Source organism: Paramicrobacterium humi (assembly GCF_900105715.1).
In the GTDB taxonomy this organism is placed as follows: Bacteria; Actinomycetota; Actinomycetes; order Actinomycetales; family Microbacteriaceae; genus Paramicrobacterium; species Paramicrobacterium humi.
Window position 1 is genome coordinate 773,807 of sequence record NZ_FNRY01000001.1, and the last position, 25,265, is coordinate 799,071.

Consider the following 25,265-nt stretch of genomic DNA (forward strand, 5'->3'; position numbering starts at 1 on the left):
GCAGTTGTTCCCGGCGCGTCCTCTCAGTCAGCATCGCCGGACTTCGGCTTGCGTCCGTAGCCCCCGAGCCACCGGTGGATCTCGCCCTTCGCCTTCTCACGGACGGGCTTCGCCGACAGCAGCACGTCGTGCAGGGCGCCGTCGAGCCGCACGAGCGTGACGCACGAGCCGAGCTGGGGAACGCGCTGCGCGACCTCGTCGACGTTGAGAACGATGTCGCTCGATCGCATCTGCTCCGACCAGGTGCGCTGGATCGTCGAGCGGCTCGAGAGCAGCACGAGCACGGGCGCGTCGATGCTGAGCCCCGTGGCGACCCGCCGCTGCCCCGCGAACACGGCGGCGAGCCACGCGGAGTGCGTCGCCGCGCCCTGATCGGGCCGCCAGCGCGGGTCGATCTCCCACTCTCCCTCGAACCGGTTCGAGATCGTGCGCGTGTAGAACCCGAAGTCCACTTGCGGCAGCGAGCGCAGCGGGCTGATGCGCGCGCCGAGCTCGAGCATGGGCGTGAGCACCTCGCGGCCGACGCCGCCGATCTGGAACTCGAGCCACGGACTGTTGAGCACGAGCGCCGCCACGCGGCCGGGGTGCCGGTGCGCCCAGAGGCTCATCGTCAGTCCCCCGGTCGAATGCGCCATGACGATCAGGCGGCGTCCGTTCCCGGCATCCGGCGCGTGCCCCATGACCTCGAGCGCCGCGTCGATATCCTCGTCATACGTAGCGAGGTCGCTGATGAAGCCGGGCGTCTGGTGCTCCCGCAGGCTGCGGCCGTACTTGCGCAGGTCGAGGGCGTGGAACCGCGCGCCCAGCTGCTCCCACAGCTCGGCGAGCTCGGTCTGGAAGAAGTAGTCGGCCCAGCCGTGCACATACAGAACGTCGACGTCGGAGAGCGGGCGGACGGATGCCGCGAGCCGCTGCCACAGCGACCGCGTGCGCCGCACGAGCGTGGCGACCACCTCGCCCTGCGCGTCGGGCTCGAGCTCGAGCGTGGTCTGCTCGTACTTCTCGCCGAGCACGTCGGGCCGCCAGCTCACCATGCCCTCAGGCTAGCGAAGCCGGGCGGCATCCGGTCGCCGGCGACTACTCGCCGCGCGAAATGCGCACCATGTCCTCCCGCGGCACGACCTTGATGCGCGCGCGCTCGTGCGGCCTGCCGAGTTCGACCTCGTGGGCGTCGAGGTTGTGCCAGCCGTCGAGGTCGGTGTACTTCACGCCCCGCTCGTCGAGCAGGTCGACGATCGCCTGGTCGTCGCTGTGCTCGGGCGACCACCAGCTGCTCTGGTCGTTGATGATGTGCGACACGGTCTCCATGGCGTCGGACTTCGTGTGCCCGATGAGGCCGATGGGTCCGCGCTTGATCCAGCCCGTGGCGTAGACGCCGTGCACCTGCTCGTTCGTCTTGCGGTCGAGAACGCGCCCCTCGTGGTTGGGGATGATGCCGAGGCGCTTGTCGAACGGGATGCCGGGAAGCGGCGAGCCGAAGTAGCCGATCGCGCGGTACACCTGGCCGACGGGAACCTCGCGGATCTCGCCCGTGCCGACGACGCCGCCTTCGCCGTCTGGCCGGGTGCGCTCGTAGCGGAACGCGCTCACGTGACCCGCGTCGTCGGAGACGACCTCGAGCGGCTTCGCGTAGAAGTGCAAGTGCAGTCGCCGCGACGCCTGACCGGTCTCCCGCTCGCGCCACTTCTGCAGCACACGATCGATGACCATGACCTGCTTGTTGCTCGCGATGGCCTGCTTCGAGCCCTCGTCGTAGTCGAAGTCCTCGTCGTAGAGGACCATGTCGACGTCGTTCAGCTCGCCGAGCTCGCGCAGCTCGAGGGGCGTGAACTTCACTTGCGCGGGACCTCGGCGGCCGAACACGTGCACGTCGGTGACAGCCGAGTTCTTGAGACCCGCGTACACGTTGTCGGGGATCTCGGTGGGCAGCAGGTCGTCGGCGTGCTTGGCGAGGATGCGCGAGACGTCGAGGGCGACGTTGCCGTTGCCGATCACGGCGACGCTCGAGGCGTCGAGCGGCCAGTCGCGCGGCACGTCGGGGTGCCCGTCGTACCAATTGACGAAGTCGGCGGCGCCGAACGAGCCCTCGGAATCGACGCCGGGGATCTCGAGGTTCATATCGCGCACGGCGCCGGTCGCGAAGATGACGGCGTTGTAGTGGGACTTAAGGTCGTCGAGCGTGATGTCGTCGCCGTAGCGCACGTTGCCGAAGATGCGGATGTCGCCGCGATCGAGCACGTCGCGAAGGGCGTTGATGATGCCCTTGATGCGCGGGTGGTCGGGCGCGACGCCGTAGCGCACGAGCCCGTACGGTGCGGGCAGCTGCTCGAACAGGTCGATGGAGACGTCGAATTTGCGCTCGGCCTTCAGCAGGATGTCGGAGGCGTAGATGCCGGCGGGGCCCGCGCCGATCACGGCGAGTCTCAGCTGTGTCACGTGTGTCCTTTGCTCTGCCCTGCGGCAGGTGTCGCTAGCGGCGTCGGTCGGCGAGCCGGTTGCCGAACTGGGTGAGCGCCTGGCGCACGGGCCCGTCCGGCACGACCTCGAGGGCCGCGACGGCCTCGCTCGCCCACCGCTTCGCCTCCGCGCGCGTGCGCTCGGTCACCGGGTGCGCGTAGAGCTCGGCGATGGCGGAGGTGAACGAATCCGATGCCGCCGCAGCGGGGTCCTCGACGTCGGCGTCGATGCGGGCGACGAGCTCCGCGTCGGCGGCATCCGTCAGCGCCGACTGGCGAAGATAGATCATGGGCAGCGTCGCGACGCCCTGCCGGAGGTCGGTTCCGGGCACCTTGCCGGTCTCCTCGGGCTGCGGCGAGAGGTCGATGACGTCGTCGACGAGCTGGAACGCGACGCCGATCTTCTCGCCGAACTCGCGCAGGGCGTCCTGGTACTCCTCGGGCGCGTTCGCGAACAGGGCGCCCGCGCGGGCGGCCGTCGAGATGAGCGAGCCGGTCTTGTCGGCGAGCACCTGGATGTAGTGCGCTTCAGCGTCGTCGCCGGGCTGCGGTCCCACGGTCTCGTGCAGCTGGCCGAGCACGAGCCGCTCGAAGGTGTCGGCCTGCAGCCGGATGGCCCGCTCGCCGAGGTTCGCCATGAGCTTGCTCGCGCGGGCGAACAGCAGGTCGCCCGTGAGGATCGCGACGGAGTTGCCCCACACGGTGTGCGCGCTCGGCACGCCGCGGCGCCGGTCGGCGAGGTCCATGACGTCGTCGTGGTACAGCGAGGCGAGGTGGGTGATCTCGATCGCCTTCGCCGCGTCGAACACCTCCTGCGTGTTGCCGTCGCCGAGCTGCGCGGTGAGCAGGATGAGCATGGGGCGCACGCGCTTGCCGCCGGCCTCGAGCAGGTAGCGGCTCGCGGTGTCGGCGACGGGGTCGGTGAAGCCGAGGTCGTCGGTGAGCTGCCGCTCGATCTCGACGAGACCGTCGTCGACGGTCGCGACGACGCGCCGCATCTGCGGCGACATCATCATGCGCTCGGTCAGGCCCAGCTGACGTGACAGTCGAGTGTCGCGCGGGGTCGTGCTCACATCCACCCCACTACCCTATCCGTGAACTCCTGAGTCGGCAGTGCGAAGGGATGCCGCTACTGCTGCGGCTTCACGGCGTGGTGCAGCGCTGCGATGCCGGCCGTGAGGTTGCGGTAGCGCACGCTGCGCCAGCCCGCCTCGCGCAGCCAGCCCGCGAGGCGCTTCTGGTCGGGCCACGCGCGGATCGAGTCGTTGAGGTAGTCGTAGGCTTCGGAGTTCGAGCTCACGAGCCGCACGATCGCGGGCATGATCTTCGCGATGTACAGGTTGTAGGCGGCGCGCAGCGGCGCGAACGGCGGCGTCGAGAACTCGCAGATCACGATGCGCCCGCCGGGCCGCGTGACCCGCAGCATCTCGGTGAGCGCCTTCTGCGGGTCGACGACGTTGCGCAGCCCGAACGAGATCGTCACGGCGTCGAACTCGTCGTCCTCGAACGGCAGGGCCGTCGCGTCGGCCTCGACGAACTCGATGTTCGGCACCCCGGCATAACGGCGGCGGCCCACGGCGATCATGCCGGGTGAGAAGTCGGCGGCGACGACGAAGGCGCCGCTGCGGGCGAGCGAGGCGCTCGAGGTGCCGGTGCCCGCCGCGAGGTCGAGGATGCGCTCCCCCGGCGTCGGCGCGACGGCCCGGGTTGTCGCGATGCGCCAGAGCCTGTCGTTGCCGACGGAGAGCACGTCGTTCGTCAGGTCGTACTTGTCGGAGACCTGGTCGAACATGGCAGAGACCTGCGCCGGCTGCTTGTCGAGATCCGCCTTGTTGCTCATGCTCCCAGTGTAGGCGTCGACGCCGACGGCCTTCCCGCGCCAGCGTAGGCTTGAGGAGTGACCACCCCCGACACGCCGAGGCTGGTCGTCGGCACCACCCCCGTCGATGACATCTCCCTCCTCATTCCCTACACGCCCGTCGATCAGCCCCTCATCTGGCTGCGCAAGGGCAACGGCGTCGTCGGCGTGGGTGAGGCGCTTCGGCTCGAGTTCTCCGGAGAGACCCGCATGACGGATGCCGCCGCCGCGTGGCGCCGGCTCGCGGCATCCGCCCACGTCACCGACCCGCTGGACCTCCCCGGCACCGGCCTCGTCGCCTTCGGCGCCTTCGCGTTCTCGGCGCGCTCAGAGGTGTCGAGCGTGCTCATCGTGCCGCGCGTCGTGATCGGCCGTCGCGGCCGCCAGCACTGGGTCACGCGCGTGCGCATCGAGGGCGAGTCGGTTGCCGCGCCCGCCGTGACCGCGCAGACGGTCGGCGAGGACTTCGCCGTCGACTTCCGGCCGGGGCTCGAGAGCCCCGAGTCGTACACGCAACACGTCGCGGCGGCGATCGAGCGCATCGCCGCGGGAGAGCTCGACAAGGTCGTGCTCGCGCGCGACCTCGTGGGCGGCGTCCCGCAGGGGGCCGATGTGCGCCGCCTGCTTCTCGATCTCGCTCTCGGCTACCCGGACTGCTGGACGTACGCGGTGGACGGGCTCATGGGCTCGAGCCCCGAGACGCTCGTGAGCGTCACGCGCGGAACGGTCTCGGCGCGCGTGCTCGCCGGCACGACTGCGCGCGGCGACGGGCCCGACGCCGATGAGCAGGCCGCCGTCGGCCTCGCGACGTCGCAGAAGGACAACGACGAGCACGAGTTCGCCGTGCAGAGCGTCGTCCGCGCACTGCAGCCGCACACGTCGCACCTCGCCGCGAGCGAAGTGCCGTTCACGCTCAAGCTGCCGAACCTCTGGCACCTCGCGACCGACATCGAGGGGGCGCTGAGCGACGGCGCGTCGTCGCTCGACCTCATCGCCGCGCTGCACCCCACCGCGGCGGTCGCCGGTGCGCCGACGGAGACCGCCATCGACCTGATCGACGAGCTCGAGCCCTTCGATCGGGGCCGCTACGCCGGACCGGTCGGCTGGGTGGGCGCCGACGGCGACGGTGAGTGGGCGATCGCGCTGCGCTGCGCCCAGCTCGACGGCGACCAGCTCACCGCGTATGCCGGCTGCGGAATCGTCGAGGAGTCGACGCCCGAGAAGGAGCTCGTCGAGACGCGCATCAAGTTCCGGCCCATCACCGACGCGCTCGAGGGCTGAGCCGGCTGCCGCTCCGCTGTCGCACAGTGCGCTCTGCAAGCGCTCTCCCGAGCACTTCGCGACAGCGGAATCCGCTCAGCGCTCGAGCGGCACCTCGATGATCACGGGCCGATCGCGCGGCGACGTGAGCGCCTGATCGAGCTGGATGCGCGTGACGGCGCGCACGTGGTCCCAGTGATACGCCGTCGCGAGGGCGGCGATGTCGACGTCGTGCGGGGTGTACTGCACGCGGTCGAACGCGGTCCGATCCGCCGACGCGGCGACCTCGAGTCCGTCGAAGATCGTGCCGCCACGGTCGTTGCCGACAATCAGCTGCAGCCGCGGCCAGGGCTCGTCGTGCCCGCCGAGGAGCGAGCCGACGTCGTGCAGCAGCGCCAGATCGCCGAGGAGGACCCGCGTGACTCCGATGTCGGACTCCCGCTGGCTCGCCGTCGCCATTCCGTGCGCCGTCGCGATCGTGCCGTCGATTCCCGCGAGACCGCGATTCGCGTGCACGCGGATCTTCTTGCCGAGAACGCGCGTGTCGGCCTCGCGGATGAGCCGCGACGCGGCGAGCACGAGCCGGTCGTGCGGCCAGGTCGCCCGCCAGACGGCGTCGACGAGCCGGGCGCGGTCGACGGGGGCGCGCACGGCCTCGAACTCCGTCTTCGCGAACCGCAGCCGCGCCTCGGGATCGTGCGAGTGCCCGTCCTCGAGCGAGGGCGCCGCGTCGAGATCGGCCGCGGCGAGCAGTTCGCGGGCGGCGACGATCCAGGCGCCGAGCCACGCGCGGTCGGCGGCGCCTTCGGCGACGGATGCCGCGGAGACGGCGCGCGCCGTTCGGCCGGGGTCGTAGACGTCGTCGCCGTGCGGGGCGACGACGACGACCTCGACGTCCTCGCGTTGCAGCAGCGCCGGGACCTCTCGGCTGAGCGTGGGGTGGCCGAAGACGATGGCGCGCTCGATGCGGCCTCCGAGCTCCGGCTCGCGCAGCAGCACGCGATACGGCACGACGAGGTTGCGACCGTAGCGCGAGCCGCTCGTCACCTCGGCGAGCAGCGGCCAGCCGCCCGCGTGCGCGAGCTCCTCGGCGGCCGGACCGGCCGCGTGCCCGGCGATGACGACGGTGCGGGGGCCGCGCTCGAGCAGCACGCGCGGCCGCCGCGCGGGCGTCGCGGGAGCGGCATCCGACTCGGTGGAACGGGACGAGGTCGCCTCGCCGAGCGCACGCTCGATCTCGACGGGTGGGAGCGCCGACGACAGCGGTTCGCGGAAGGCGAGGTTGAGGTGGACGGGACCCGCGCCGGAGAGCGAGTCGCCTGCCGCCGCGGCCATCGCCTCGGCGGCAAGGTCGCGTGCGCGGCGCACGTCGGCGGCGGATCCCGTCGGCGCCTCCACGTCGCGCTCGAGGCGCACAGCGGATGCGAACATGCCGGGCTGCCGGGTGGTCTGGTTGCTGCGGATGCCGCGCAGCTCGCTCGGCCGGTCGCCGGTGAGCAGAATGAGCGGGACCATCGAGTGGTGCGCCTCGAGCACAGCGGGGTGGAGGTTCGCGACGGCCGTTCCGCTCGTCGTGATGACCGCGGCGGGAACGCCGGTCTCGACGGCGAGGCCGAGCGCGAAGAACGCGGCGGAGCGTTCGTCGATGCGCACGTGGACCGTGAGGGCGCCCGCGGTCTCGAGGGCGGCGGCGGCGAGCGCGAGCGCCTGGGAGCGGGAGCCGGGACTGACGACGACGTCACGCAGGCCGCGTGCGGTGAGTTCGCTCAGAAGGGCGAGGGATGCCGCTGTCGCGGGTGATGTGCCCTCAGGCATCCTTGCTGTTCGGATCCGTGCGGTGACCCGGCTCGTTCTCGTGTCCCTCGTCCACATCGGGCGCAGGGTTCGTGCGCGGCTTCTTCTTCTCGTCGCGCGGACGGATGATGTCGGTCTCGTCGTCGAGGGCGGCGAGCTCGGCTTCGAGCTGCCGGATGCGGTCGTCTTGCATGACGTCATGGCGCAGCTCGCCGAGGAACGAAGGGTCGTCGTCGGGTGCGAGGTCGCGGGCGAGGGACGCGTGACCGCGGCCGATCATGTACCAGAGCACGAGCCCGATAACCGGAAGCAGCAGGATCAGCACGAGCCACACGGGCTTCGAGAGACCGCGCACGCGGCGAGCGTCGATCATGGCACAGTCGACCACCGTGTAGATCGTCACGGCGACGATCAACGGGATCAGGATGAAGAGCAAACGTGCCATGCCCTCATGGTAGCCACTGCGACCGTTAATGTGCTGGGCGGTTCCGTGGGACGAGCGTCGCCGGCGTCCCAGCGGACAACAAGAGTCGCCGACCTAGACTTGAGTCGTGTCCCGCATCCCTCCCGCCGTGAGCTACACGGTGCTTCGGCTCCTCGCCTTCATCGTTCCGCTCGTGATCCTTCTGCTTCTGGGCTTCAACGAGTGGTACTCGGCGATCATCGCCGCACTCGTCGGCTTCGCGGTGTCGCTCATCTTCCTGCGCCGCTCGCGTGAGAAGGTGTCGCACAGCCTCTACGAGAAGCGGCACGGAACCCCGGAGCACCACCCGGATGCGCCGAGCGACGAGGACGTCGAAGACAACCTCTAGCCGGACCGGCTAGAACGAGAACGCGACGAAGAACGCGACTCCGTACATGAGCTGCGTGAGGCCCACGAGCTTGAGCGCGAGCACGAGCTCCTTCGCTGTGCGCGCCGTCGCGACGATGAGGCACGCGGGCAGGCCCGCGAGAAGCGCGAACATCGCGAGCCACAGCGCCTGGTAGAACAGCGCGATGAACGCGACGATGACGAACGGCACGAGCAGCATCGCGATGAACACGATGCGTGTGCCGAGCCCGCCGAGCAGCACAGCGAGCGTGTGCTTGCGGGAGAGCTTGTCGGTCTCGCGGTCGCGCAGGTTGTTCACGAGGATCGCTGCCGTCGAGATGAGGCCGACCCCGACGGCGCCGTAGATGGCCTCCTGGCTGACGTTGCCGACCTGCACCCACATGGTGCCGAGGGTCGCGACGAGGCCGAAGAAGATGAAGACGAACAGCTCGCCGAGCGCGTAGTAGCCGTAAGGCCGCTTGCCGCCCGTGTAGAACCAGGCTGCCGCGATGCACGCCGCCCCGACGGCGAGCAGCCACCACTGCGTCGTCGCGATAGTGATGAGAATTCCGGCGACGGCGGCGATCGCGAAGAACACGAGCGCGACGATGAGCACCGAGCGCGGGGACGCCTTTTCGCTGCCGACGAGCCGGCCGGGTCCGACCCTGTGCTTATCGGTGCCGCGGATGCCGTCGGAGTAGTCGTTGGCGTAGTTCACGGCGATCTGCAGCGCGAAAGCGACGATGAGGCAGAGCAGCGCCCGCGCCCAGTGGAACTCCCCCGGGTCGCCCGCGAGCCGAGCGGCGCCCGTGCCGACGAGGACGGGCGCGAGCGACATGGGCAGTGTGGGGATGCGGGCGGCGCCGATCCAGTCGCCGATGGTCGCCGGCTTCACGTGCTGCAGCGGGCGGGCGGCGGGGTTGCCGCTCTTGCCCCTGCCTTTGCGGGCCACGGGCCGCGCCGCGCCGTTCTTCTTCGCTGCCTGGGCCGACTTCTGCTGTTTCGCTGCCACGAACGTCCTCCTGCTCCGCGGCAACTTTACTAAACCCGGCTATGACTCCGGGTGCGTGGCCACCGCCCGCGTGAGGGCCTGGCGGTCGGGCTTGCCCGAGGGCAGCACGGGGATGCTGCCGATCACGACGATGCGGTCGGGACGGGAGGGGGCGCCGAGAGCCTCGCCGACGGCATCCCGAACCTGATCGAGTCGTGCCGACGCGTCGGAGGCGACGACGACGACGGGGACCTCACCCCACCGCTCGTGCTGCGCGCCGACGACGACCGCCTCCTCGAGGCCGCGGATGCCACGGACGATTCGCTCGATGCGGTCGAGGTTGACGTTGATGCCGCCGGAGATGATGACGTTGTCGGCACGACCGAGAACGTGGAGCACTCCGTCGACGAGCTCGCCGAGGTCTCCTGTGCGGTACCAGCGCTGACCGTGCCGCTCGACGAAGACGTCGTCCGTGAGCTCGCGGTCGATAGTGCCATCGCCGCTCAAGTAGCCGTCAGCGAGCATGGGACCGGTGAGCTCGACCTGGCCGTCGACGATTCCGATCTCGACGCCGGGCAGCGCACGGCCGCTGTAGACGCAGCCGCCCGCCGTCTCACTCGAGCCATACGTGCGGAACACCGGGAGGCCGAGGAGCTCGATGCGGTCCCGCACGGCGAATGGCACGGCCTGGCCGCCGACGAGGATGCCGTCGAAGCGGCGCAGCGCCGCGACGCCGACGCGCGTCTCGAGCAGCTGCATGAGCTGGGTCGGCACGAGCGATGTGAACCGCAGCTCGCCCGTGAGCTCGCGCGATGCGGCGACGAACGCCGCGACGTCGAAGTGGCCGGGCGGCAGCACGACGGGAGTCGTGTCGGCCGCGAGAGAGCGGACGAGAACCTGGAGTCCCGCGACGTAGTGCGCGGGCAGGGCGAGCAGCCACTGGCCGGGTCCGCCCATCACGCTCTCGCTCGCCGAGGCGGAAGCCAGCAGGGCGTCGCAGCTGAGCGAGACGTTCTTCGGCACGCCCGAGGAGCCCGAGGTCTGGATCACGACGGCCGTCGCCTGCGGGGCCTCGGGCAGGTCGATGTCGGCGCCGATCTCGAGGCCGTTCGCGCTGCGTTCCGCGCCCGCCCGCAGCGGAAGGACGGCGGGGCCCGAGCGATCGAGCGCCCCCCGCAGGGCGTGCATGAGGTGGAGGGGCTCGGCCGCCGCGACCGCGACGAGGTTGCGCGTCATGGGGTTGAGTCTACGAGTTCGGAGCCCGGCTCAGTACTGCCAGGGGAACGGCCCCCAGTCAGGCTCCCGCTTCTCAAGGAACGAGTCGCGCCCTTCGACGGCTTCGTCGGTGCCGTAGGCGAGGCGCGTCGCCTCACCCGCGAAGACCTGCTGGCCGACGAGCCCGTCGTCGACCGCGTTGAAGGCGAACTTGAGCATGCGGATCGCCGTGGGCGACTTCGTCAGGATGCGGCGGGCCCAGCGCAGCGCCTCGGCCTCGAGCTCGGCGAGCGGGACGACGGCGTTCACGGCACCCATCTCAAAGGCGCGCTGCGCCGAGTAGTCGTCGGCGAGGAAGAACACCTCGCGCGCGAACTTCTGCCCGATCTGACGCGCGAAGTAGGCGGACCCGTAGCCCGCGTCGAACGATCCGACATCGGCATCCGTCTGCTTGAACTTGGCGGACTCGGCGGCGAGAGACAAGTCGCACACGACGTGGAGCGAGTGCCCGCCGCCGGCAGCCCAGCCGGGGACGACGGCGATCACGACCTTGGGCATGAACCGGATGAGGCGCTGCACCTCGAGAATGTGCAGGCGTCCCGAGCGGGCCGGGTCGATGCCGGCCGCGGTCTCGGCGTCGGAGTACTTGTAGCCGTCGCGGCCGCGAATGCGCTGGTCACCGCCCGAGCAGAACGCCCAGCCGCCGTCCTTCGGGCTCGGCCCGTTGCCGGTGAGCAGCACGACGCCGATCTTCGAGTTCGTGCGGGCGTCCTCGAGCGCCGCATACAGCTCGTCGACGGTGTGCGGACGGAACGCGTTGCGCACCTCTGGCCGGTCGAACGCGATGCGCGCCACCTTGCCGTCGTGAGTGTGGTGGTAGGTGATATCGGTGAGCGCGTCGAACCCCGGCGCCCTCACCCACTCGTTCTCGTCGAAGATCTCGGACACCGTCATGGCCTCCATCGTAGTCAGGCGACCGGATGCCGCCGGCGGTGCGCCTGCGATCTCGCTGACCATCCGCGGCAGCGGTTGACGCGGGAGCAACGACCGAGGATCGTGGGAGACATCTCGGGGTAACCCGGACCGACGCGGCTTTCGCTTCCCTGGGCTGGAACGAGGGAGCCAAATGGGATCGATCCGCTACGACAGCATGGTCACGCACTTCGATGACCGCGTGCTGACGCACGTTCAGATCATCGTGGTCCAGAAGTTCTCCCGTGGTGAGTCGTTCCTCATGTCATGGAAGGACAGTCCCTCGGTGGGTGACGGGCGCACCGCGATCTGGCTGTCCCCCTCCCTGCCCATGACGTTCAAGTTCTCGGGCGGCAAGGTGCCGACGATAAACCGGGAGTGGCTGATGCGGCTCGGTCAGTCGGCGGATTCCTCGACGGGACTCATCATCACGGGCGAGGACGGCGAGCTCGTGTTTGGCGACGCGACCGGCGACGCGTATCCCGGCCGACTGCAGGACTGAGTCCCGAGCCTCGGCGGTCGGGTGCCGGTCGCGGCAGAATAGTGCCCATGCGTCCCTCACTCGATGACCTGCTCGCCTCCGCCCACGTCGTGTCGCTTCCCCTCACGACGCGTTTCCGCGGCATCGATGTGCGCGAGGCGCTGATCATGCGCGGCCCGAACGGCGCGACCGAGTTCTCGCCGTTCGTGGAGTACGACGACGCCGAAGCAGCGGTGTGGCTGCAGGCCGCTCTCGAGTTCGGCTGGGGCGACGAGCCAACGCCAGTGCGCGAGCGGATTCCCGTGAACGCGACGGTTCCTGCCGTTCCCGCGTCAGGCGTCGCCGCCGTGCTCGGCCGCTACGACGGCTGCCGAACGGCAAAGGTCAAGGTCGCCGAGCGCGGCCAGATTCTTGACGACGATGTCGCCCGCGTTCGCGAGGTGCGGCGCCTCATGGGTCCGGAGGGCCGCGTGCGCGTCGACGCGAACGGCGGCTGGAATGTGGACGAGGCCGAGCGTGCGGTACATGCTCTCGCGGAGTTCGACATCGAATACGTCGAACAGCCGTGCGCGAGCGTGGACGAGCTCGCCGAGTACCGGCGACGCACGAAGTACCTCGGCATCCCCGTCGCCGCCGACGAGAGCGTGCGCAAGGCGAGCGATCCTGTCGCCGTCGCGAAGGCAGGGGCGGCCGACCTGCTCATCATCAAGGCGCAGCCGCTCGGCGGCGTGCGCCGCGCCCTGCGGATCGTCGAGGAGGCCGGCCTGCCCGTGACGGTGTCGAGCGCTCTCGACACCTCCGTCGGGCTGTCGCTCGGCGCGTTTCTCGCGGCATCCGTCCCCGATCTCGAATTCGACTGCGGACTCGCGACAGCGTCGCTGCTCGCCGCCGACGTGACCGAGCAGCCGTTGCGCGCTCACGACGGCGCGATCGACGTGCGCCGGGTCGACGTGTCGGAGGCGCTGCTCGACGAGCACGCGGCGTCACGGGAGCGCACCGCGTGGTGGCTGGATCGACTCGCGCGCTGCTACGCGGTGCTCGGGGCCTGAACGGGACGCCGACGGGTGGGTGACCATTTCACCGACAGTGGATGACAAGCTTCCTTTACATCCCCATCGAGCGAGCTGTAGCATCGATGCATGACAAGGGACCTTGACCCAGCCGGAGAGTCCTCCACCGAAGCCCGGCTCCGGCGCGTCTTCCGCATCCGCATGTGGGCGGGAGCCGCGTGCTACCTGCTCGCGAGCCTCGCGCTCTCCCTGTGGGGGCCACAGAACGGCGGGGACCCGTGGCGTGCGGTGTGGGTCGTACTGCCGCTGCTGCCCGTCGCATGGATGGTGCTCGTCGTCATTCTGCGCGTTCGGAGCATGGACGAGTACCAGGTCAAGCTTCTCGTCCCCGGCCTTGCCGTCGGCTTCACCGTCGCGATCGTCACGGCGCTCGTGCTCGGCACGCTCGACATCGCCGGGATCCACACGCCGAACGGCGGCTGGAGCGTCTGCTTCGCCGGTATTGCGGCATGGCTCATCACGAACGCCTTCACCGGCGCCCCCGACGCCTGATGGAGAACCGGATCCGGGCCGAACGCGAGAAGCGAGGCTGGACCCAGGCCGTACTGGCCGAACGACTGAGCGTGTCGCGTCAGTCGATCGTGGCGCTCGAGACGGGCAAGTACGACCCGTCACTGCCTCTCGCCTTTCGCATCTCGCGCCTCTTCGAACAGCCGATCGAGGGGCTCTTCACGCCCGACGAGGGTTGACTCTCGAGTGGCTTACAGTCCCGAGTAGCTGTGCAGTCCCTTGAAGAAGATGTTCACGACGGTGAAGTTGAAGATCACGGCGGCGAAGCCGATGACCGCGAGCCACGAGGAGCGCGTGCCGCGCCATCCCCGCGTCGCGCGCGCGTGGATGTAGCCCGCGTAGATCACCCAGATGATGAAGGTCCAGACTTCCTTGGTGTCCCAGCCCCAGTAGCGGCCCCACGCGGCCTCGGCCCAGATGGAGCCGAAGATGAGCGTGAAGGTCCACAGCACGAAGCCGACGATGATCGTGCGGTACGCGAGGTTCTCGAGCCGCTCGGCCGACGGGAACGTGGCCATGAACTTGAGCTTCATGTTCGCGAGCGAGGTGCCTCGCGCCTCGGTGCGCGCTTGCAGCAGCTGCAGCACCGACAGGGCGCAGCCGAGCGCGAGGAAGCCCATCGCCGTCGTCGCGACGAACACGTGGATGACGAGCCACGCCGACTGCAGGGCCGGCGGGAGCGGGGCGACCGCGACGTAGAAGTTGATGGTCGCCATGCACAGCAGCGAGACGACGAGTCCGGTGATGAACGTGCCGAGGTAGCGCAGGTCGACCTTGATGTTCACGACGAGGAACACGGCGATGACGAGCATCGTGCCCGTCATGACGAACTCGTACAGGTTCGCCCACGGCACACGGCCCGCGGCGAGGCCGCGCGTCACGTCGGCGGCGACGTGCAGGAGGAAGCCGAGCACGGTGAGCGCCATGGCGGAGCGCAGCGACGGCGAGCGCTTCGCCGTGACGGCGGCGGCTCCCGTGGCCTTCTTCGGCGGGCGCACCTTGACGGCGACTCCGCCCGCGGCCTGCTCGGTCGCGAGTGAGCCGGTGCCCTCGAGAGCCTCGGCGTCTGCGGCTTGCTTGACCTCGGCGCTTCGTCGTGCCAGGTCGAGGGCGAAGGCGATGAGCGCGAGGGCGTACAGCGCCGTCGCCGACCACAGCGACAGCAGCGAGAACGAGTTCAGATCCACAGCTTAAGGGTACTCCTTCGACTATTCGGCGGATCGGCGCCGGACGGCGGCGACCGCGGCGGCGATCCCGCGCCAGCCGAGCAGGAAGACGCCGAGCGCGATTGTCGCGACGATGATGAACGGCAGCGCGGTGCCCTGCCCGCTCACGACGCGGAGCAGCATCCCGCCCGCGACGGTGATGATCCAGATCGGGATGCCGCTTCGCACGATGCGCAGCGGGGCGCGCCACGCGAGCGACACGATCCAGCCGACAAGCAGCGCGACGAGGAACGGCCACCACGTGCCGAGCACACCCGCGACGTCGAGCGCCTCCGCGTGGCTCGCGCGGCCGATGATCGCGAAGACGAGAGTCAGCACGATGTCGATGACGAGAGCGGCGGCCGTCATGCGTCGCGATCCCTGCCGAGCGCCGTGCCGTGGCGGTACGCGATGGATGAGACCGCGTCGCCGAGCGTGGGGTCCTCGCCGCGGGCGAGGCCGGCGTATTCGACGCGCACCGTTCCGTCGGCGCGGTCGAACGCCTTGACCCACACGCGCCGGCGCGGCACGAACAGCGACGTGAGCAGGCCGAGCAGCACGAGGATTGCTCCCACGGCGACGCCGAGCTGGGTCTGGTCGTGGTGGATGTCGAACGAGGCGAAGCGCAGCACCGAGTGCGAGTAGTCGTTCGCCTGCGGCGACTGGTTGACGAATTCGACGGTGCCGAGACCGTTCGGCAGCTTCGTCGACTGTCCCGGCATGAGCTCGATCGAGTCGACGCCTGTCTTGCCGCCCGTGAGCTGGGTCATGTCGTCGACGTCGAGCGAGTACACCGACTTCGGCACGCCCCCGTCGATGCCGAGGTCGCCCGAGTAGACGTTGAGGCTCAGCATGGGGTAGGTGAGGTCGGCGTACGTCGACGCGAACGCGCCCGTGTCGAGCTTGTACGCGGTCGGGTAGAAGAAGCCGACCATGCCGATCTGCTTCGTGAGCCCGTCGGGCACCTTGATGACGCCGACGGACGTGAGGTTGGAGTCCTGGGGCAGGAACGGCACGGAATCCGTGAACACGACGTTCCCGTCGGGATCCTTCACCGTAATGGTGGGCGCGTAGCCGTTGCCGAGCAGGTAGACGTCGGTTCCCGCGAAGCGCAGCGGATCGTTGACCTTGATCGTGCGGTCCTGCTTCTCGCCGTCGCGCGTCGTCGTGGTCACGTGGGCGGCGAAGTCGATGGGCTGCCCGTACGCATCGAGGTTCTTCGTCTCGTAGGTCGCGTCGAAGTTGTCGAGCGCGAGCGAGTACGGGTCGAGCTGCCCCGCGTTGAAGAAGCGGCCGGGACTGAACGAGTCGTAGTCGCCGAGCATGTTCACGAAGCTCTGACCCTCGACGACGACGCGCTGGCCGCTGTAGCCGAAGCCGCCGCCGATGCCGACGACGAGAAGGATCAGCAGGAGCGCCGAGTGGAAGACGAGGTTTCCCGTCTCGCGCAGGTAGCCGCGCTCCGCGGACACCGAGACGCTCGCGGGCTGGGTGTGCGTCGCCGGGCTCTCGTACAGCTCGACGCGGTAGCCGGACTTCTTGAGCAACTCGCGCGCCGACGCCACGACCGTGGCGGCATCCGTTCTCACACCGTCGTCGTCGCCGTACACGGTCTCGCTGAATTCGCTCAGGCGCTGCAGGCGCACGGGCGTCTTCGGCGGCCGCGCGCGCAGGGCTCCGATGTGGTGCTTGACCCGAGGGATGACGCAGCCGATGAGCGAGATGAACAGCAGGATGTAGACGGCGGAGAACCAGGCCGACGTGAACACGTCGAACATCTGCAGCTTGTCGAGCGCAGGAGCGAGGTCAGGGTGCTCCGTGAAGTACTGCGTGACGCCGTTCGGGTCGCTCGAACGCTGAGGCACGAGCGAGCCGGGGATCGCGGCGAGCGCGAGCAGCAGCAGAAGGAGCAGGGCGGTGCGCATGCTCGTGAGCTGTCGCCACATCCAGCGCAGCCACCCGGTGAAGCCGAGGGAGGGTTGCGTGATCTCGGCGGGCTCCTCGCGGAGCTCGTCGTGACCGTCGGTGTAATCAGAGGGCCGGCGCAAAGTTCGGCATCACCCCCGCGAGTTCGCTGATGAGGGACGTCCAGACGCCGGTGACCATGAGCACGCCGATGACGATGAGCAGGATGCCGCCGACGATGTTGATCGCGCGAATGTGCTTGCGCAGGAACGACATGCTCCTCGTCGCCCACGTCGCACCGAAGGCGATGGCGATGAACGGCAGACCGAGGCCGAGGCAGTACACGAAGCTCAGCAGCGCACCGCGCCACGGGGAGCCGGAGCCGAAGCTCAGCGACTGGATGGCCACGAGCGTCGGGCCGACGCACGGCGCCCAGCCGATGCCGAAGACGATGCCGAGCAGCGGCGCTCCGAGCAGACCGGTCTTGGGCCGCCACGACGGCCGGAAGGTGTTCTGCAGCACCGTGACCTGGCCGATGAACACGAGCCCCATGACGATGATCACGGCGCCGAGGATGCGGGTGATGAGCGGCCCGTACTGCACGAGCCAGGCGCCGAGCTGCCCGAAGGCGAGACCGTAGGCGGTGAACACGGCGGAGAAGCCGAGCACGAACAGCAGCACACCGAGCACGAGTCGCGCGCGGTCCTTCTTCGCCGCCTGCTTTCCACGCTGCACGGTGGACGCGCCGCCGACGTAGGCGAGGTAGCCGGGCACGAGCGGGAGCACGCACGGCGAGGCGAAGGAGACGAGTCCGGCGAGCGCGGCGATCGGAATGGCGAGAAGCAGCTGCCCGCTGATGACGATGTCTCCGGGGTTCACGTCACTTCTCCGCGAGAGTGTCGCCGATGAGCGTGCCGAGGATCGAGGTGTCCTGCACGGCCCCGAGCACGCGCGAGGCGACCCGGCCCTGCTTGTCGAGAACGATCGTCGTGGGAACGCTGTTGGGCGGCACGGTGCCCGAGAAGGCGAGCTTCACGGCGCCGGAGTCGGCATCCATGATGGACGAATAGCTGACGCCGTAGGTCTTGTTGAAGGCCGCGGCCGTTCCAGCCTGATCGCGCAGGTTGACGCCCACGAACGCGACGCCCTCGCTCGAGTACTTGTCGTACAGCTTCTCGAGAATGGGCGCTTCGGCGCGGCACGGCGCGCACGAGGCGTACCAGAAGTTCACGACCACGACCTTGCCGTCAAGCGACTCGGACGAGAGGGTCTCGTCGTCTTGGGTCGTGCCGGAGAATTCGATCGGCGCGCCCCGGTCGTCGGCGGCGACTTCCATGACGGAGCCGTCTCCCGCGATGTAGCCCTTGTTGCTTCCTTCGCGGTACTGCTCGGCGAGGGGGTCGTTGCTGCACCCCGCGACGGTGAGCGCGACGGCGATCAGTGCGGCGGCGGTGAGCGCCCGCCCCGCCCGGGAGGCAGCGGTCATACCGCGCCCACGTCGTTCGCGCCGGCCGTGAGCATGAGCGCCGGCTCGTCGTAGTCGACCTCGGTGAAGCGGCGCCCGTTGTGCTCGATCGTCGTGATGCTCGACAGCGAGCATCTGCGCTTGCGCGGGTCGTGGTGGAGCGGGATGCCGAGGAGGCTCGAATGCACCATCCAGATGGGCAGCTGGTGGCTGACAAGCGCCACTTCGCCGGACTCCGTCGACTCCCAGGCGTCTTCGATCGCGACGAGCATGCGCGCGGCGATGTCGGAGAACGGCTCGCCCCAGCTGGGCTTGCGCGGGTTGCGCAGGGAGGGCCAGTTGCGGGGATTGCGGAGGGCGCGGCTCATGCGGCTGCCCTCGAAGTGATTGAACGGCTCGATGAGACGCTCGTCGGTCTCGACGTCGACATCGAAGGCTGCGGCGATGGGAGCGGCGGACTCCTGTGTGCGCTGGAGCGGGGAGGCGATGACCCGCGTGATGTTCGCGCCGCGCTCCACGAGCTCGGCCGCGGCCGCCTCGGCCATGCGGTGCCCGAGATCGGAGAGCCCGAATCCGGGGACGCGGCCGTACAGCACACGCGAGGGATTGTGCACCTCTCCGTGACGGACGAGGTGGATCAGGGACGCTACCACAGCGCCAAGTCTACGTTCTGTAGAGCTAAGAATCTCCCGAGAGCTTCGCGGCGGGCGCGCGGGCGAGCCGTCGGCGGCATCCGATCGTCTCAACCGGCCGCGCGAACACGGCAAAGACGCACGGCGGCGCGTAGGTAGACTTGTCGAATGCCTCCGGGAGCCCCGGCGTCGAATCGCCGGCTGTGACTCCCACGACTCGCCGGGAAGGACCTCTTCGTGCTTCGCACTCATAACGCCGGATCCCTCGGGATCGAGCAGGTCGACCAGACCGTGACCCTTGCCGGATGGGTCGATCGCCGTCGCGATCACGGCGGCGTCGCCTTCATCGACCTGCGGGACGCCTCGGGCATCGCCCAGGTCGTGATTCGCGACGAAGAGGTGGCGCACCCGCTGCGCGCCGAGTTCGTTCTTCAGGTCACGGGCACCGTGCGCAAGCGCCCCGAGGGGAACGAGAACCCGCACCTGCCGACCGGGCAGATCGAGGTCATCGCCGATGAGGTGAGGGTGCTCAACGACTCCGCGGCGCTGCCGTTCCAGGTGTCGACCGCGCTCGAGGGCACCGAGACCATCGGCGAGGAGGCACGCCTCAAGTACCGCTACCTCGACCTGCGCCGCCCGGCGCCGGCGCGCGCCATCCGCTTGCGCGCGAAGGCCAACCAGGCCGCGCGCCGCGTGCTCGACGAGCTTGACTTCGTCGAGATAGAGACGCCCACGCTGACCCGCTCGACGCCGGAGGGCGCCCGCGACTTCCTCGTGCCCGCCCGCCTCTCCCCCGGCTCCTGGTACGCCCTCCCCCAGTCGCCCCAGCTGTTCAAGCAGCTGCTCATGGTCGCGGGCATGGAGCGCTACTACCAGATCGCGCGCTGCTACCGCGACGAGGACTTCCGCGCCGACCGGCAGCCCGAGTTCACGCAGCTCGACGTCGAGATGAGCTTCGTCGACCAGGAAGACGTCATCGCCGTCGGCGAGAAGATCGTCTCGTCGCTGTGGGAGCTCATCGGCTACACGATCCCGACGCCGATCCCCCGCATGACGTATGCCGAGGCGATGCAGAAGTACGGCAGCGACAAGCCCGACCTGCGCTTCGGCCTCGAGATCATTGAGCTCACCGAGTACTTCGCGGGCACGCCGTTCCGCGTGTTCCAGAACCCGTACGTCGGCGCGATCGTCTTCCCGGGCGGCGCCGCCACTCCCCGCCGCGGCTTCGACGCCTGGCAGGAATGGGCGCGCTCACGCGGCGCGAAGGGACTCGCCTACGTCACGATCGCGGAGGACGGCACCCTCGGCGGGCCGGTCGCGAAGAACATCACGGATGCCGAGCGCGAGGGTCTCGCGGAGGCAACGGGCGCCAAGCCGGGCGACGCGATCTTCTTCGCGGCCGGAACGGCACGCGAGTCCCGCGCGCTGCTCGGCGCCGCCCGCCTCGAGGTCGGCAAGAAGGCCGAGCTCATCGACGAGTCGCAGTGGGCGTTCGTGTGGATCGTCGACGCGCCCATGTTCGAGCCGGCCGCCGAAGCGGAGGCCTCGGGCGACGTCGCGGTCGGCAGCGGCAAGTGGACGGCCGTGCACCACGCGTTCACGTCGCCGAAGCCGGAGTTCCTCGACACGTTCGACGTCGAGCCCGAGAACGCGCTCTCGTACGCCTATGACATCGTGTGCAACGGCAACGAGATCGGCGGAGGCTCGATCCGCATCCACGAGCGCGATGTGCAGGAGCGCGTCTTCAAGCTCATGGGCCTCGACGAGGAGCAGGCGCGCACGAAGTTCGGCTTCCTTCTCGACGCCTTCGCGTTCGGCGCCCCGCCGCACGGCGGCATCGCGCTCGGCTGGGACCGCATCGTCGCCCTGCTCACGGGCTCCGACTCGATCCGCGAGGTCATCGCGTTCCCGAAGACCGGCAACGGCTTCGACCCCCTCACGCAGGCTCCCGCGCCGATCACGGCGCAGCAACGCAAGGAGGCCGGCGTCGACGCGAAGCCGAAGGACCGCGACACGGAGTAGTCCGGCTACGCCTCGATGTCGATCGAGGCGCGCTGCTCGACGACGCTGCGGATGTATGCCGCGACCTCGGAGTGCACGGGGTGCACCTGGTACGCCTTGAGTGCGGCGACATCATCGTGCACGGAGACGAGCACGAGGTCGTAGTTCACGTCGGCGAACGCTGCGTTGCGTGACACGCGCAGCGACTGGATGCCGGGGACGACGCCGATGAGCCCTTCGAGCCGCGCCCCGATCTCGGCGGCGGCCTCGTCTTTCGCTGCGTCGTCGTCGCCGGCGAGCGTCCACATCACGATGTGTCGAATGGCCATGGTGTCTCCTCGAGGTTGTGTCAGGCGTCGGTGCTGAGCGCGGCCGCGAGACGGCTCTCGTCGACGCGCCAGAAGGTGTGCTGCTCTCCGTCGACGAGGATCACGGGGATCTGCTCCCAGTACCGCTCGTTCAGGGCGGGGTCGTCGAGAATCGACTTCTCATCGACGGTGACGGATGCCGCGGGGCCGAGACCCGCGATCACGCGGTTCACGGCGTCCCGCGCGTCATCGCACAAGTGGCATCCGGGCTTGCCGATGATTGTCACGGTGCGCGTCATGGTCCCAGCCTAATCCGCGTCGTAGGCTGACCGTGTGTCCTCGGCAGCCGTCGTCCCTCTCGTTCCGGCACGTTCGCTGCGCCGCACCGCGGTGCTGCTCGTCATCGTGTGCGTTGTCGCCGAGCCACTCGTGCTCGCGGCGATGATCGCGAACCCCTCGTTCTTCCTGCGCGGCATGATGCTGCAGGGCGCGATCATCGGCGCTCTCGCGCTCGCGGCGTGGCTCGCGTGGATGCCGCGCGCGACGCTTCTTCTCGACACGGAGCAGCGCAGCATCCGCTACGACAGGGTCTCGTCGCGCCGAGTGCCGTTCTCGAGCATCGCCCGCGTCACCCTCGGCGGGTCCGAGCGGAGCGCGTGGCTTGTCATCTGGGACGGAGCCGATAGCACGATCGCGCAGGTTCACGTCATCGCGGGTCGCCGTTCCTCGCTCGGGATGCCGCAGCGCGCGGCTCTCGCGGAGCTGCTCGAAGCGGCTTCGGCTCCGGGGCTCGAGCTGCACGACTCCGGCCGTCCCGGTCGACAGCTGCTGGCGGCGGGCACCCTCGTGGCGACGGACGCCGCCGCCGCATGGCTCAGGGACCCTGGCGCCGCGGTCGGGCCGGACGCGCTGACGCGGCAGGGCACGAACTGAGCGCTCGCTCCGCTGGTCGCGGGCAGCGGGCGTTCAGACGTCGATGCCGGAATCGACCTGATTGGCGAGAGCTCGAACGATGTCCTCCCAGTCGGTGCCGTCGATGAACGGCGTCGCATGGTCGGGCAGCACCGCACCGTAGACGGGCGAGCCCTCTTCACCCTTCATGTTGATGAGCACGAGGTGGCCGTAGACGACACCCGTGAGAACCTCGGTCACAGACCACGCGGTGGGACCGGTCGGCACGATTTCGAACTCGCGATCCTTGTGCTCGATCCTCCGGGTGCCGATCTTGTCCGCCATGATGCCTCCTCGCGATTCGTCATCGTGTGGCTCCACTATCGCGTCTTCGCCCGGTCGGGGCAAGGGCTTGTCATCGCCCGCATTCACGACACCTCGGACATCGCGTCGGGTTCATCGGACAGGGATCGCCGCGGCGAGATGTAGGAGACTACGGCGACCGCAACGATGGCGACGGACGTGCCGAGGAGGGCGCCGGCCATGGTGTCGGAGAGCCAGTGCATCGCCAAATATGTGCGGCTCCACGCCATGACGAGTACCCACGCACATGCGAGTACCCACACAATGGCGCGGTCGGCAACGAGCGCGAGCGTGATCGCGAAGACTGCCGCGATCGTCGTGTGCCCGGAGGGGAAGGAGTCGCTGCCCGCCGTCAGGATATGGTCCGCCGGCCGCGGCCTGTCGACGAGGGTCTTCAGGGTCTCTGACGCGACAGTGCCGATTACCACTCCCGTCCCGAGCGCAATCCCGGCCCGCCAGCGCCTGAACACGAAGAACGCGCACATCGCTATCGCCGTGATGACGATCATGCTCTTTGTGCCGCCGACGAGATTGAGCGTGCGGGCGAGAGCGTCAGCGAACGGAGAGCTCGAGGCCGTCACGAAGCCATGCCAGGGCGCGTCCACCAGCACCGCCTTCCCATGCTCGGCCAGGCCGATCCACGCGCCGAACGCCCCCACAGCGACAATGACGGCGATGGCGCAGACGACGGCGACCTTGTTCGGTGCAGGGAGGGGACGAGGCGAGAGCATGAGTTTCCTTTCGAGCCGAGTCGCACGCTACAAGCGCTTCTCGAAAGGACGGCGGCAATCAGCAGCCCGCGTCTGAGAAACCTCTCAGCCGGCAGCATCCGCCGAGAGTCAAACGCCCCGCGCCGCCGCTTCGCCACGCGACCGCGTGTCAGGAAACTCACACCGGACGGTCAACCCGGCGCCCAGCTCATTGAGGAGAGCGATCGTGCCCCGCGCCTTCCGCACGATTGCCGCGACGATCGCGAGCCCGAGTCCGGCTCCCGAGTCGGCTGCACCCTTTCGCTCTCGAGTGAAGCGGCCGAGCGCGAGCGATTCGAACTCCGGGTCCATGCCGCCGCCCGTGTCGCTGACCTCGAGGATGACGCTGTGCTCCTCGCGGACAAGTGAGACGACGAGGCGGCCGCTGTCGCCGAGCGCTCGGAGAGCGTTGCCGACGAGATTGTCGATGCAGCGCCCGAAGTCCTGGGGCTCGATCGCGAATGTCGCGGCATCATCGTCGGCGCTGTCGGGAGCGACGTAGTGGATCTCCACCGCCCTGCCCTCAGCGCGGAATCGCGCCCTGTCGACCGCCTCGATCGTCTCGCGTTCGAGTTCGGCGAGCGAGGAACGTCCCTCACTGTCGACCGCCTCGATCGCGGAGAGATCGAGGAGCGAGTTGACGAGTGCCGCCAACCGGTCGAGCTGCCGGCGCGCCCGCTCGACATCGTCGACCATCTGCTCCACCGACGAGGCCTCCGAGACGGCCACCTGCAGCTGCGCGCTCAAGAGCGCGATCGGCGTGCGCAGCTCGTGGCTCGCATCCGAGACGAGCTGCCGCTCTCGCAGAGCAGAGTCCCTCAAGCGCGCGATGAGGTCGTTGAGGGTTCGAGCGAGCTGCGAGATCTCGTCGTTCGCTTCACCGATCTCGAGCAGTTCCGTCGACGGAGAGTCGCTGAGCTCCTCGGCGCTGCGCCGCAGTCGCCGCACGGGACCAAGCGACACGGACGCCAAGACCCAGGCGGCGGCAGCGGCGCCCCCGGCGATGAGGGCAAGTCCGACGACGAGGAGCGCGCGCATCTGGCCGAGGATCGTCTTTTCTTCGGCCGCATCGCGGGCAGCGATGACCGTCCACGGTTCGCCCGCCACATCGACGCGAGTGATCAGCACGACATAGGACGACGAGCCGACCGAGACCTCGTCGGACTCACGATCGGCGACGGGATTCGGCAGCAGCGGAAGGAGGCCGGCCGGAAGGGTGTCGACGGGGACGCTGCCATCGGGCCGGACGACGGCGATGTGCTGCGAGGGTCCCGGCGGGTCCAGCGCGTCCTTCGGCTCCGTCGTGAGTGCCACGGTGTAGGCCGAGCTGTCGCTCGCGAGAACCGCCTCCGTCCCGTCGCGCACGATCCGCTCGAGCTGCTCGTTGATGGCCATCCCCGCTGTGATGGCGATGAGGATCGCGATCACGAGGCTGCCTCCGGCGATGCGCCCTCGGATGCCCATGTTGCGCAGCAGCGGGAAGCCGGCCATCACGACTCGTCGACGATGAGTCGGAAGCCGACGCCGCGTTCGGTGACGATGCGGACGCCGGCGGCAAGCTGGTCGAGCTTTCGGCGCAGGTAGCTCACATACTGGTCGACGATGTTCGGGTCGATGTGCGCGTCCGTCTGCCACACGGCATCGAGGACTTCCCGGCGCGTGACCGTCTCGCCGAGCCGGCGGGCGAGAACGTGGAGCACGTCGAACTCGGTGCTGCTGAGCGGCACGTCCTTGTCGCGGAAGATCACGCGATGCCTGACGAGGTCGATCGTCAGCTCACCGACCGCAACGCGGGTCGTCTCTCGGGGCGCATCTCGACGCGTGACGGCGCGAATGCGAGCGCCGAGCTCGGCGAAGTCGAACGGCTTGATCATGTAGTCGTCCGCGCCGGAATCAAGGCCCCGCACCCGGTCGTCGATGGCGTTGCGGGCGGTCAGCAGGATCACCGCGATGGCGGGGTTCAGACCCTTCAGCCGGCGGCTCAACTCGAAGCCGGACATTCCCGGGAGCATGACGTCGACGATGGCGACGTCCACGGCGTCGCTGTGGGCGATGCTCAGTGCGTCGATTCCGTCGTGGGCCTCGATGACGTGGTGGCCGTCCGACGCGAGACCCCGCGCGAGGAGCGCCGTCATCTCGTGCTCGTCATCAACCGCCAGGATCCTCATCTGCGGCTCCTTCCGCACGTGGGCCGCGCTGTCGCGATGTGCCCTCATCCTAAATCGCCCGCCACTGCCCGCGACGCGCCGATTCCTGTGAGCACTTTCACGAAGCATGGCTGATATCCCACCCCTCCCCAAGACTTCGCACGGACGATGGCCGGAGAGA

29 protein-coding genes are annotated in these 25,265 nt (G+C 69.2%); 8 read left to right on the top strand and 21 right to left on the bottom strand.

Annotated features, from left to right (window positions below; translation table 11 throughout):
• Positions 1 to 23: 23 nt before the first annotated feature.
• The 4 genes from BLV49_RS03875 to BLV49_RS03890 form a co-directional block, all read right to left on the bottom strand.
• Positions 24 to 1,034 (bottom strand): alpha/beta hydrolase, encoded by a 1,011-nt coding sequence (locus BLV49_RS03875; RefSeq protein ID WP_091180039.1) that lies wholly within the window; start codon positions 1,032 to 1,034, stop codon positions 24 to 26.
• Between the two features lie 43 nt (positions 1,035 to 1,077).
• Positions 1,078 to 2,436 (bottom strand): FAD-dependent oxidoreductase, encoded by a 1,359-nt coding sequence (locus BLV49_RS03880; protein WP_091180042.1) that lies wholly within the window; start codon positions 2,434 to 2,436, stop codon positions 1,078 to 1,080.
• Positions 2,437 to 2,470: 34 nt separating this feature from the next.
• The gene (locus BLV49_RS03885) at positions 2,471 to 3,472 is read right to left on the bottom strand and encodes a polyprenyl synthetase family protein (protein WP_091186731.1); all 1,002 of its coding nucleotides are present in this window, start codon (positions 3,470 to 3,472) and stop codon (positions 2,471 to 2,473) included.
• A 113-nt stretch (positions 3,473 to 3,585) separates the two neighbouring features.
• The gene (locus BLV49_RS03890) at positions 3,586 to 4,296 is read right to left on the bottom strand and encodes a demethylmenaquinone methyltransferase (RefSeq protein WP_091180045.1); all 711 of its coding nucleotides are present in this window, start codon (positions 4,294 to 4,296) and stop codon (positions 3,586 to 3,588) included.
• Between the two features lie 57 nt (positions 4,297 to 4,353).
• On the opposite strand from BLV49_RS03890, the gene BLV49_RS03895 reads away from it, so the two are divergent.
• Positions 4,354 to 5,595 (top strand): isochorismate synthase, encoded by a 1,242-nt coding sequence (locus BLV49_RS03895; protein ID WP_091180048.1) that lies wholly within the window; start codon positions 4,354 to 4,356, stop codon positions 5,593 to 5,595.
• Positions 5,596 to 5,670: 75 nt separating this feature from the next.
• Here BLV49_RS03895 and menD read toward each other — a convergent pair whose 3' ends face one another.
• Positions 5,671 to 7,389, bottom strand: coding sequence for a 2-succinyl-5-enolpyruvyl-6-hydroxy-3-cyclohexene-1-carboxylic-acid synthase (menD, locus tag BLV49_RS03900; protein ID WP_176980708.1), 1,719 nt, complete (start codon positions 7,387 to 7,389; stop codon positions 5,671 to 5,673).
• Positions 7,382 to 7,813: a PLDc N-terminal domain-containing protein gene (locus BLV49_RS03905; RefSeq protein WP_091180053.1), complete on the bottom strand. Its 432-nt coding sequence runs from the start codon at positions 7,811 to 7,813 to the stop codon at positions 7,382 to 7,384. The genes menD and BLV49_RS03905 overlap by 8 nt, the downstream gene beginning before the upstream one ends.
• Before the next feature lie 106 nt (positions 7,814 to 7,919).
• On the opposite strand from BLV49_RS03905, the gene BLV49_RS03910 reads away from it, so the two are divergent.
• Positions 7,920 to 8,180, top strand: coding sequence for a DUF4229 domain-containing protein (locus tag BLV49_RS03910; protein WP_091180055.1), 261 nt, complete (start codon positions 7,920 to 7,922; stop codon positions 8,178 to 8,180).
• Between the two features lie 9 nt (positions 8,181 to 8,189).
• On the opposite strand, the gene BLV49_RS03915 is transcribed toward BLV49_RS03910, so the two are convergent.
• Genes BLV49_RS03915 through BLV49_RS03925 form a run of 3 tightly spaced genes read right to left on the bottom strand, consistent with a single transcriptional unit; the run spans position 8,190 to position 11,339 of the window.
• Positions 8,190 to 9,191, bottom strand: coding sequence for a 1,4-dihydroxy-2-naphthoate polyprenyltransferase (locus BLV49_RS03915; protein WP_091180060.1), 1,002 nt, complete (start codon positions 9,189 to 9,191; stop codon positions 8,190 to 8,192).
• 39 nt (positions 9,192 to 9,230) lie between these two features.
• Complete coding sequence (locus BLV49_RS03920) at positions 9,231 to 10,406, bottom strand: AMP-binding protein (protein ID WP_091180063.1); 1,176 nt, start codon at positions 10,404 to 10,406, stop codon at positions 9,231 to 9,233.
• 30 nt (positions 10,407 to 10,436) lie between these two features.
• Entirely contained in the window at positions 10,437 to 11,339 is a 903-nt protein-coding gene (locus BLV49_RS03925; RefSeq protein ID WP_176980709.1) for a 1,4-dihydroxy-2-naphthoyl-CoA synthase, read from the bottom strand.
• 172 nt (positions 11,340 to 11,511) lie between these two features.
• Here BLV49_RS03925 and BLV49_RS03930 point away from each other — a divergent pair, with 172 nt between their 5' ends.
• From BLV49_RS03930 to BLV49_RS03945, 4 genes are all read left to right on the top strand, one after another.
• The gene (locus tag BLV49_RS03930) at positions 11,512 to 11,859 is read left to right on the top strand and encodes a DUF7882 family protein (protein WP_091180073.1); all 348 of its coding nucleotides are present in this window, start codon (positions 11,512 to 11,514) and stop codon (positions 11,857 to 11,859) included.
• Positions 11,860 to 11,906: 47 nt separating this feature from the next.
• Positions 11,907 to 12,887: an o-succinylbenzoate synthase gene (locus tag BLV49_RS03935; RefSeq protein WP_091180077.1), complete on the top strand. Its 981-nt coding sequence runs from the start codon at positions 11,907 to 11,909 to the stop codon at positions 12,885 to 12,887.
• 90 nt (positions 12,888 to 12,977) lie between these two features.
• Positions 12,978 to 13,400, top strand: coding sequence for a hypothetical protein (locus BLV49_RS03940; RefSeq protein ID WP_091180080.1), 423 nt, complete (start codon positions 12,978 to 12,980; stop codon positions 13,398 to 13,400).
• Positions 13,400 to 13,597, top strand: a complete 198-nt coding sequence (locus BLV49_RS03945; protein WP_091180084.1) for a helix-turn-helix transcriptional regulator — start codon at positions 13,400 to 13,402, stop codon at positions 13,595 to 13,597. Before BLV49_RS03940 ends, BLV49_RS03945 begins: the two co-directional genes overlap by 1 nt.
• Before the next feature lie 12 nt (positions 13,598 to 13,609).
• Here the strand turns inward: BLV49_RS03945 and ccsB are convergent, their stop codons facing one another.
• The 6 genes from ccsB to BLV49_RS03975 are packed head-to-tail and all read right to left on the bottom strand — an operon-like array spanning position 13,610 to position 18,646.
• Positions 13,610 to 14,605, bottom strand: coding sequence for a c-type cytochrome biogenesis protein CcsB (gene ccsB, locus BLV49_RS03950; protein ID WP_091180087.1), 996 nt, complete (start codon positions 14,603 to 14,605; stop codon positions 13,610 to 13,612).
• 21 nt (positions 14,606 to 14,626) lie between these two features.
• The gene (locus tag BLV49_RS03955; protein ID WP_091180091.1) at positions 14,627 to 14,992 is read right to left on the bottom strand and encodes a DUF3054 domain-containing protein; all 366 of its coding nucleotides are present in this window, start codon (positions 14,990 to 14,992) and stop codon (positions 14,627 to 14,629) included.
• Positions 14,989 to 16,671, bottom strand: a complete 1,683-nt coding sequence (resB, locus tag BLV49_RS03960; protein ID WP_091180094.1) for a cytochrome c biogenesis protein ResB — start codon at positions 16,669 to 16,671, stop codon at positions 14,989 to 14,991. The genes BLV49_RS03955 and resB overlap by 4 nt, the downstream gene beginning before the upstream one ends.
• Entirely contained in the window at positions 16,655 to 17,407 is a 753-nt protein-coding gene (locus BLV49_RS03965; protein ID WP_091180099.1) for a cytochrome c biogenesis CcdA family protein, read from the bottom strand. Before BLV49_RS03965 ends, resB begins: the two co-directional genes overlap by 17 nt.
• 1 nt (position 17,408) lies before the next feature.
• Complete coding sequence (locus BLV49_RS03970) at positions 17,409 to 18,014, bottom strand: TlpA family protein disulfide reductase (protein ID WP_091180102.1); 606 nt, start codon at positions 18,012 to 18,014, stop codon at positions 17,409 to 17,411.
• The gene (locus BLV49_RS03975) at positions 18,011 to 18,646 is read right to left on the bottom strand and encodes a histidine phosphatase family protein (protein ID WP_091180105.1); all 636 of its coding nucleotides are present in this window, start codon (positions 18,644 to 18,646) and stop codon (positions 18,011 to 18,013) included. Before BLV49_RS03975 ends, BLV49_RS03970 begins: the two co-directional genes overlap by 4 nt.
• A 216-nt stretch (positions 18,647 to 18,862) precedes the next feature.
• On the opposite strand from BLV49_RS03975, the gene aspS reads away from it, so the two are divergent.
• Positions 18,863 to 20,647: an aspartate--tRNA ligase gene (aspS, locus tag BLV49_RS03980; RefSeq protein WP_091180109.1), complete on the top strand. Its 1,785-nt coding sequence runs from the start codon at positions 18,863 to 18,865 to the stop codon at positions 20,645 to 20,647.
• 5 nt (positions 20,648 to 20,652) lie between these two features.
• Here aspS and BLV49_RS03985 read toward each other — a convergent pair whose 3' ends face one another.
• Positions 20,653 to 20,955 (bottom strand): Dabb family protein, encoded by a 303-nt coding sequence (locus BLV49_RS03985; RefSeq protein WP_091180112.1) that lies wholly within the window; start codon positions 20,953 to 20,955, stop codon positions 20,653 to 20,655.
• A 20-nt stretch (positions 20,956 to 20,975) separates the two neighbouring features.
• Positions 20,976 to 21,233 carry a glutaredoxin family protein gene (locus tag BLV49_RS03990; RefSeq protein ID WP_091180116.1) on the bottom strand — a complete coding sequence of 86 codons (258 nt, stop codon included), beginning with the start codon at positions 21,231 to 21,233 and terminating at the stop codon, positions 20,976 to 20,978.
• Positions 21,234 to 21,267: 34 nt separating this feature from the next.
• On the opposite strand from BLV49_RS03990, the gene BLV49_RS03995 reads away from it, so the two are divergent.
• The gene (locus BLV49_RS03995; RefSeq protein WP_091180127.1) at positions 21,268 to 21,867 is read left to right on the top strand and encodes a hypothetical protein; all 600 of its coding nucleotides are present in this window, start codon (positions 21,268 to 21,270) and stop codon (positions 21,865 to 21,867) included.
• A 33-nt stretch (positions 21,868 to 21,900) separates the two neighbouring features.
• Here the strand turns inward: BLV49_RS03995 and BLV49_RS04000 are convergent, their stop codons facing one another.
• The 4 genes from BLV49_RS04000 to BLV49_RS04015 form a co-directional block, all read right to left on the bottom strand.
• Positions 21,901 to 22,170 carry a hypothetical protein gene (locus tag BLV49_RS04000; protein WP_091180129.1) on the bottom strand — a complete coding sequence of 90 codons (270 nt, stop codon included), beginning with the start codon at positions 22,168 to 22,170 and terminating at the stop codon, positions 21,901 to 21,903.
• Between the two features lie 83 nt (positions 22,171 to 22,253).
• On the bottom strand, positions 22,254 to 22,919 hold the full coding sequence (locus BLV49_RS04005; RefSeq protein WP_091180132.1) for a phosphatase PAP2 family protein: 666 nt from the start codon (positions 22,917 to 22,919) through the stop codon (positions 22,254 to 22,256).
• Between the two features lie 108 nt (positions 22,920 to 23,027).
• Positions 23,028 to 24,428: a sensor histidine kinase gene (locus tag BLV49_RS04010; RefSeq protein ID WP_091180136.1), complete on the bottom strand. Its 1,401-nt coding sequence runs from the start codon at positions 24,426 to 24,428 to the stop codon at positions 23,028 to 23,030.
• Positions 24,428 to 25,105 carry a response regulator transcription factor gene (locus BLV49_RS04015; RefSeq protein WP_218132591.1) on the bottom strand — a complete coding sequence of 226 codons (678 nt, stop codon included), beginning with the start codon at positions 25,103 to 25,105 and terminating at the stop codon, positions 24,428 to 24,430. Before BLV49_RS04015 ends, BLV49_RS04010 begins: the two co-directional genes overlap by 1 nt.
• Between the last annotated feature and the right edge of the window lie 160 nt (positions 25,106 to 25,265).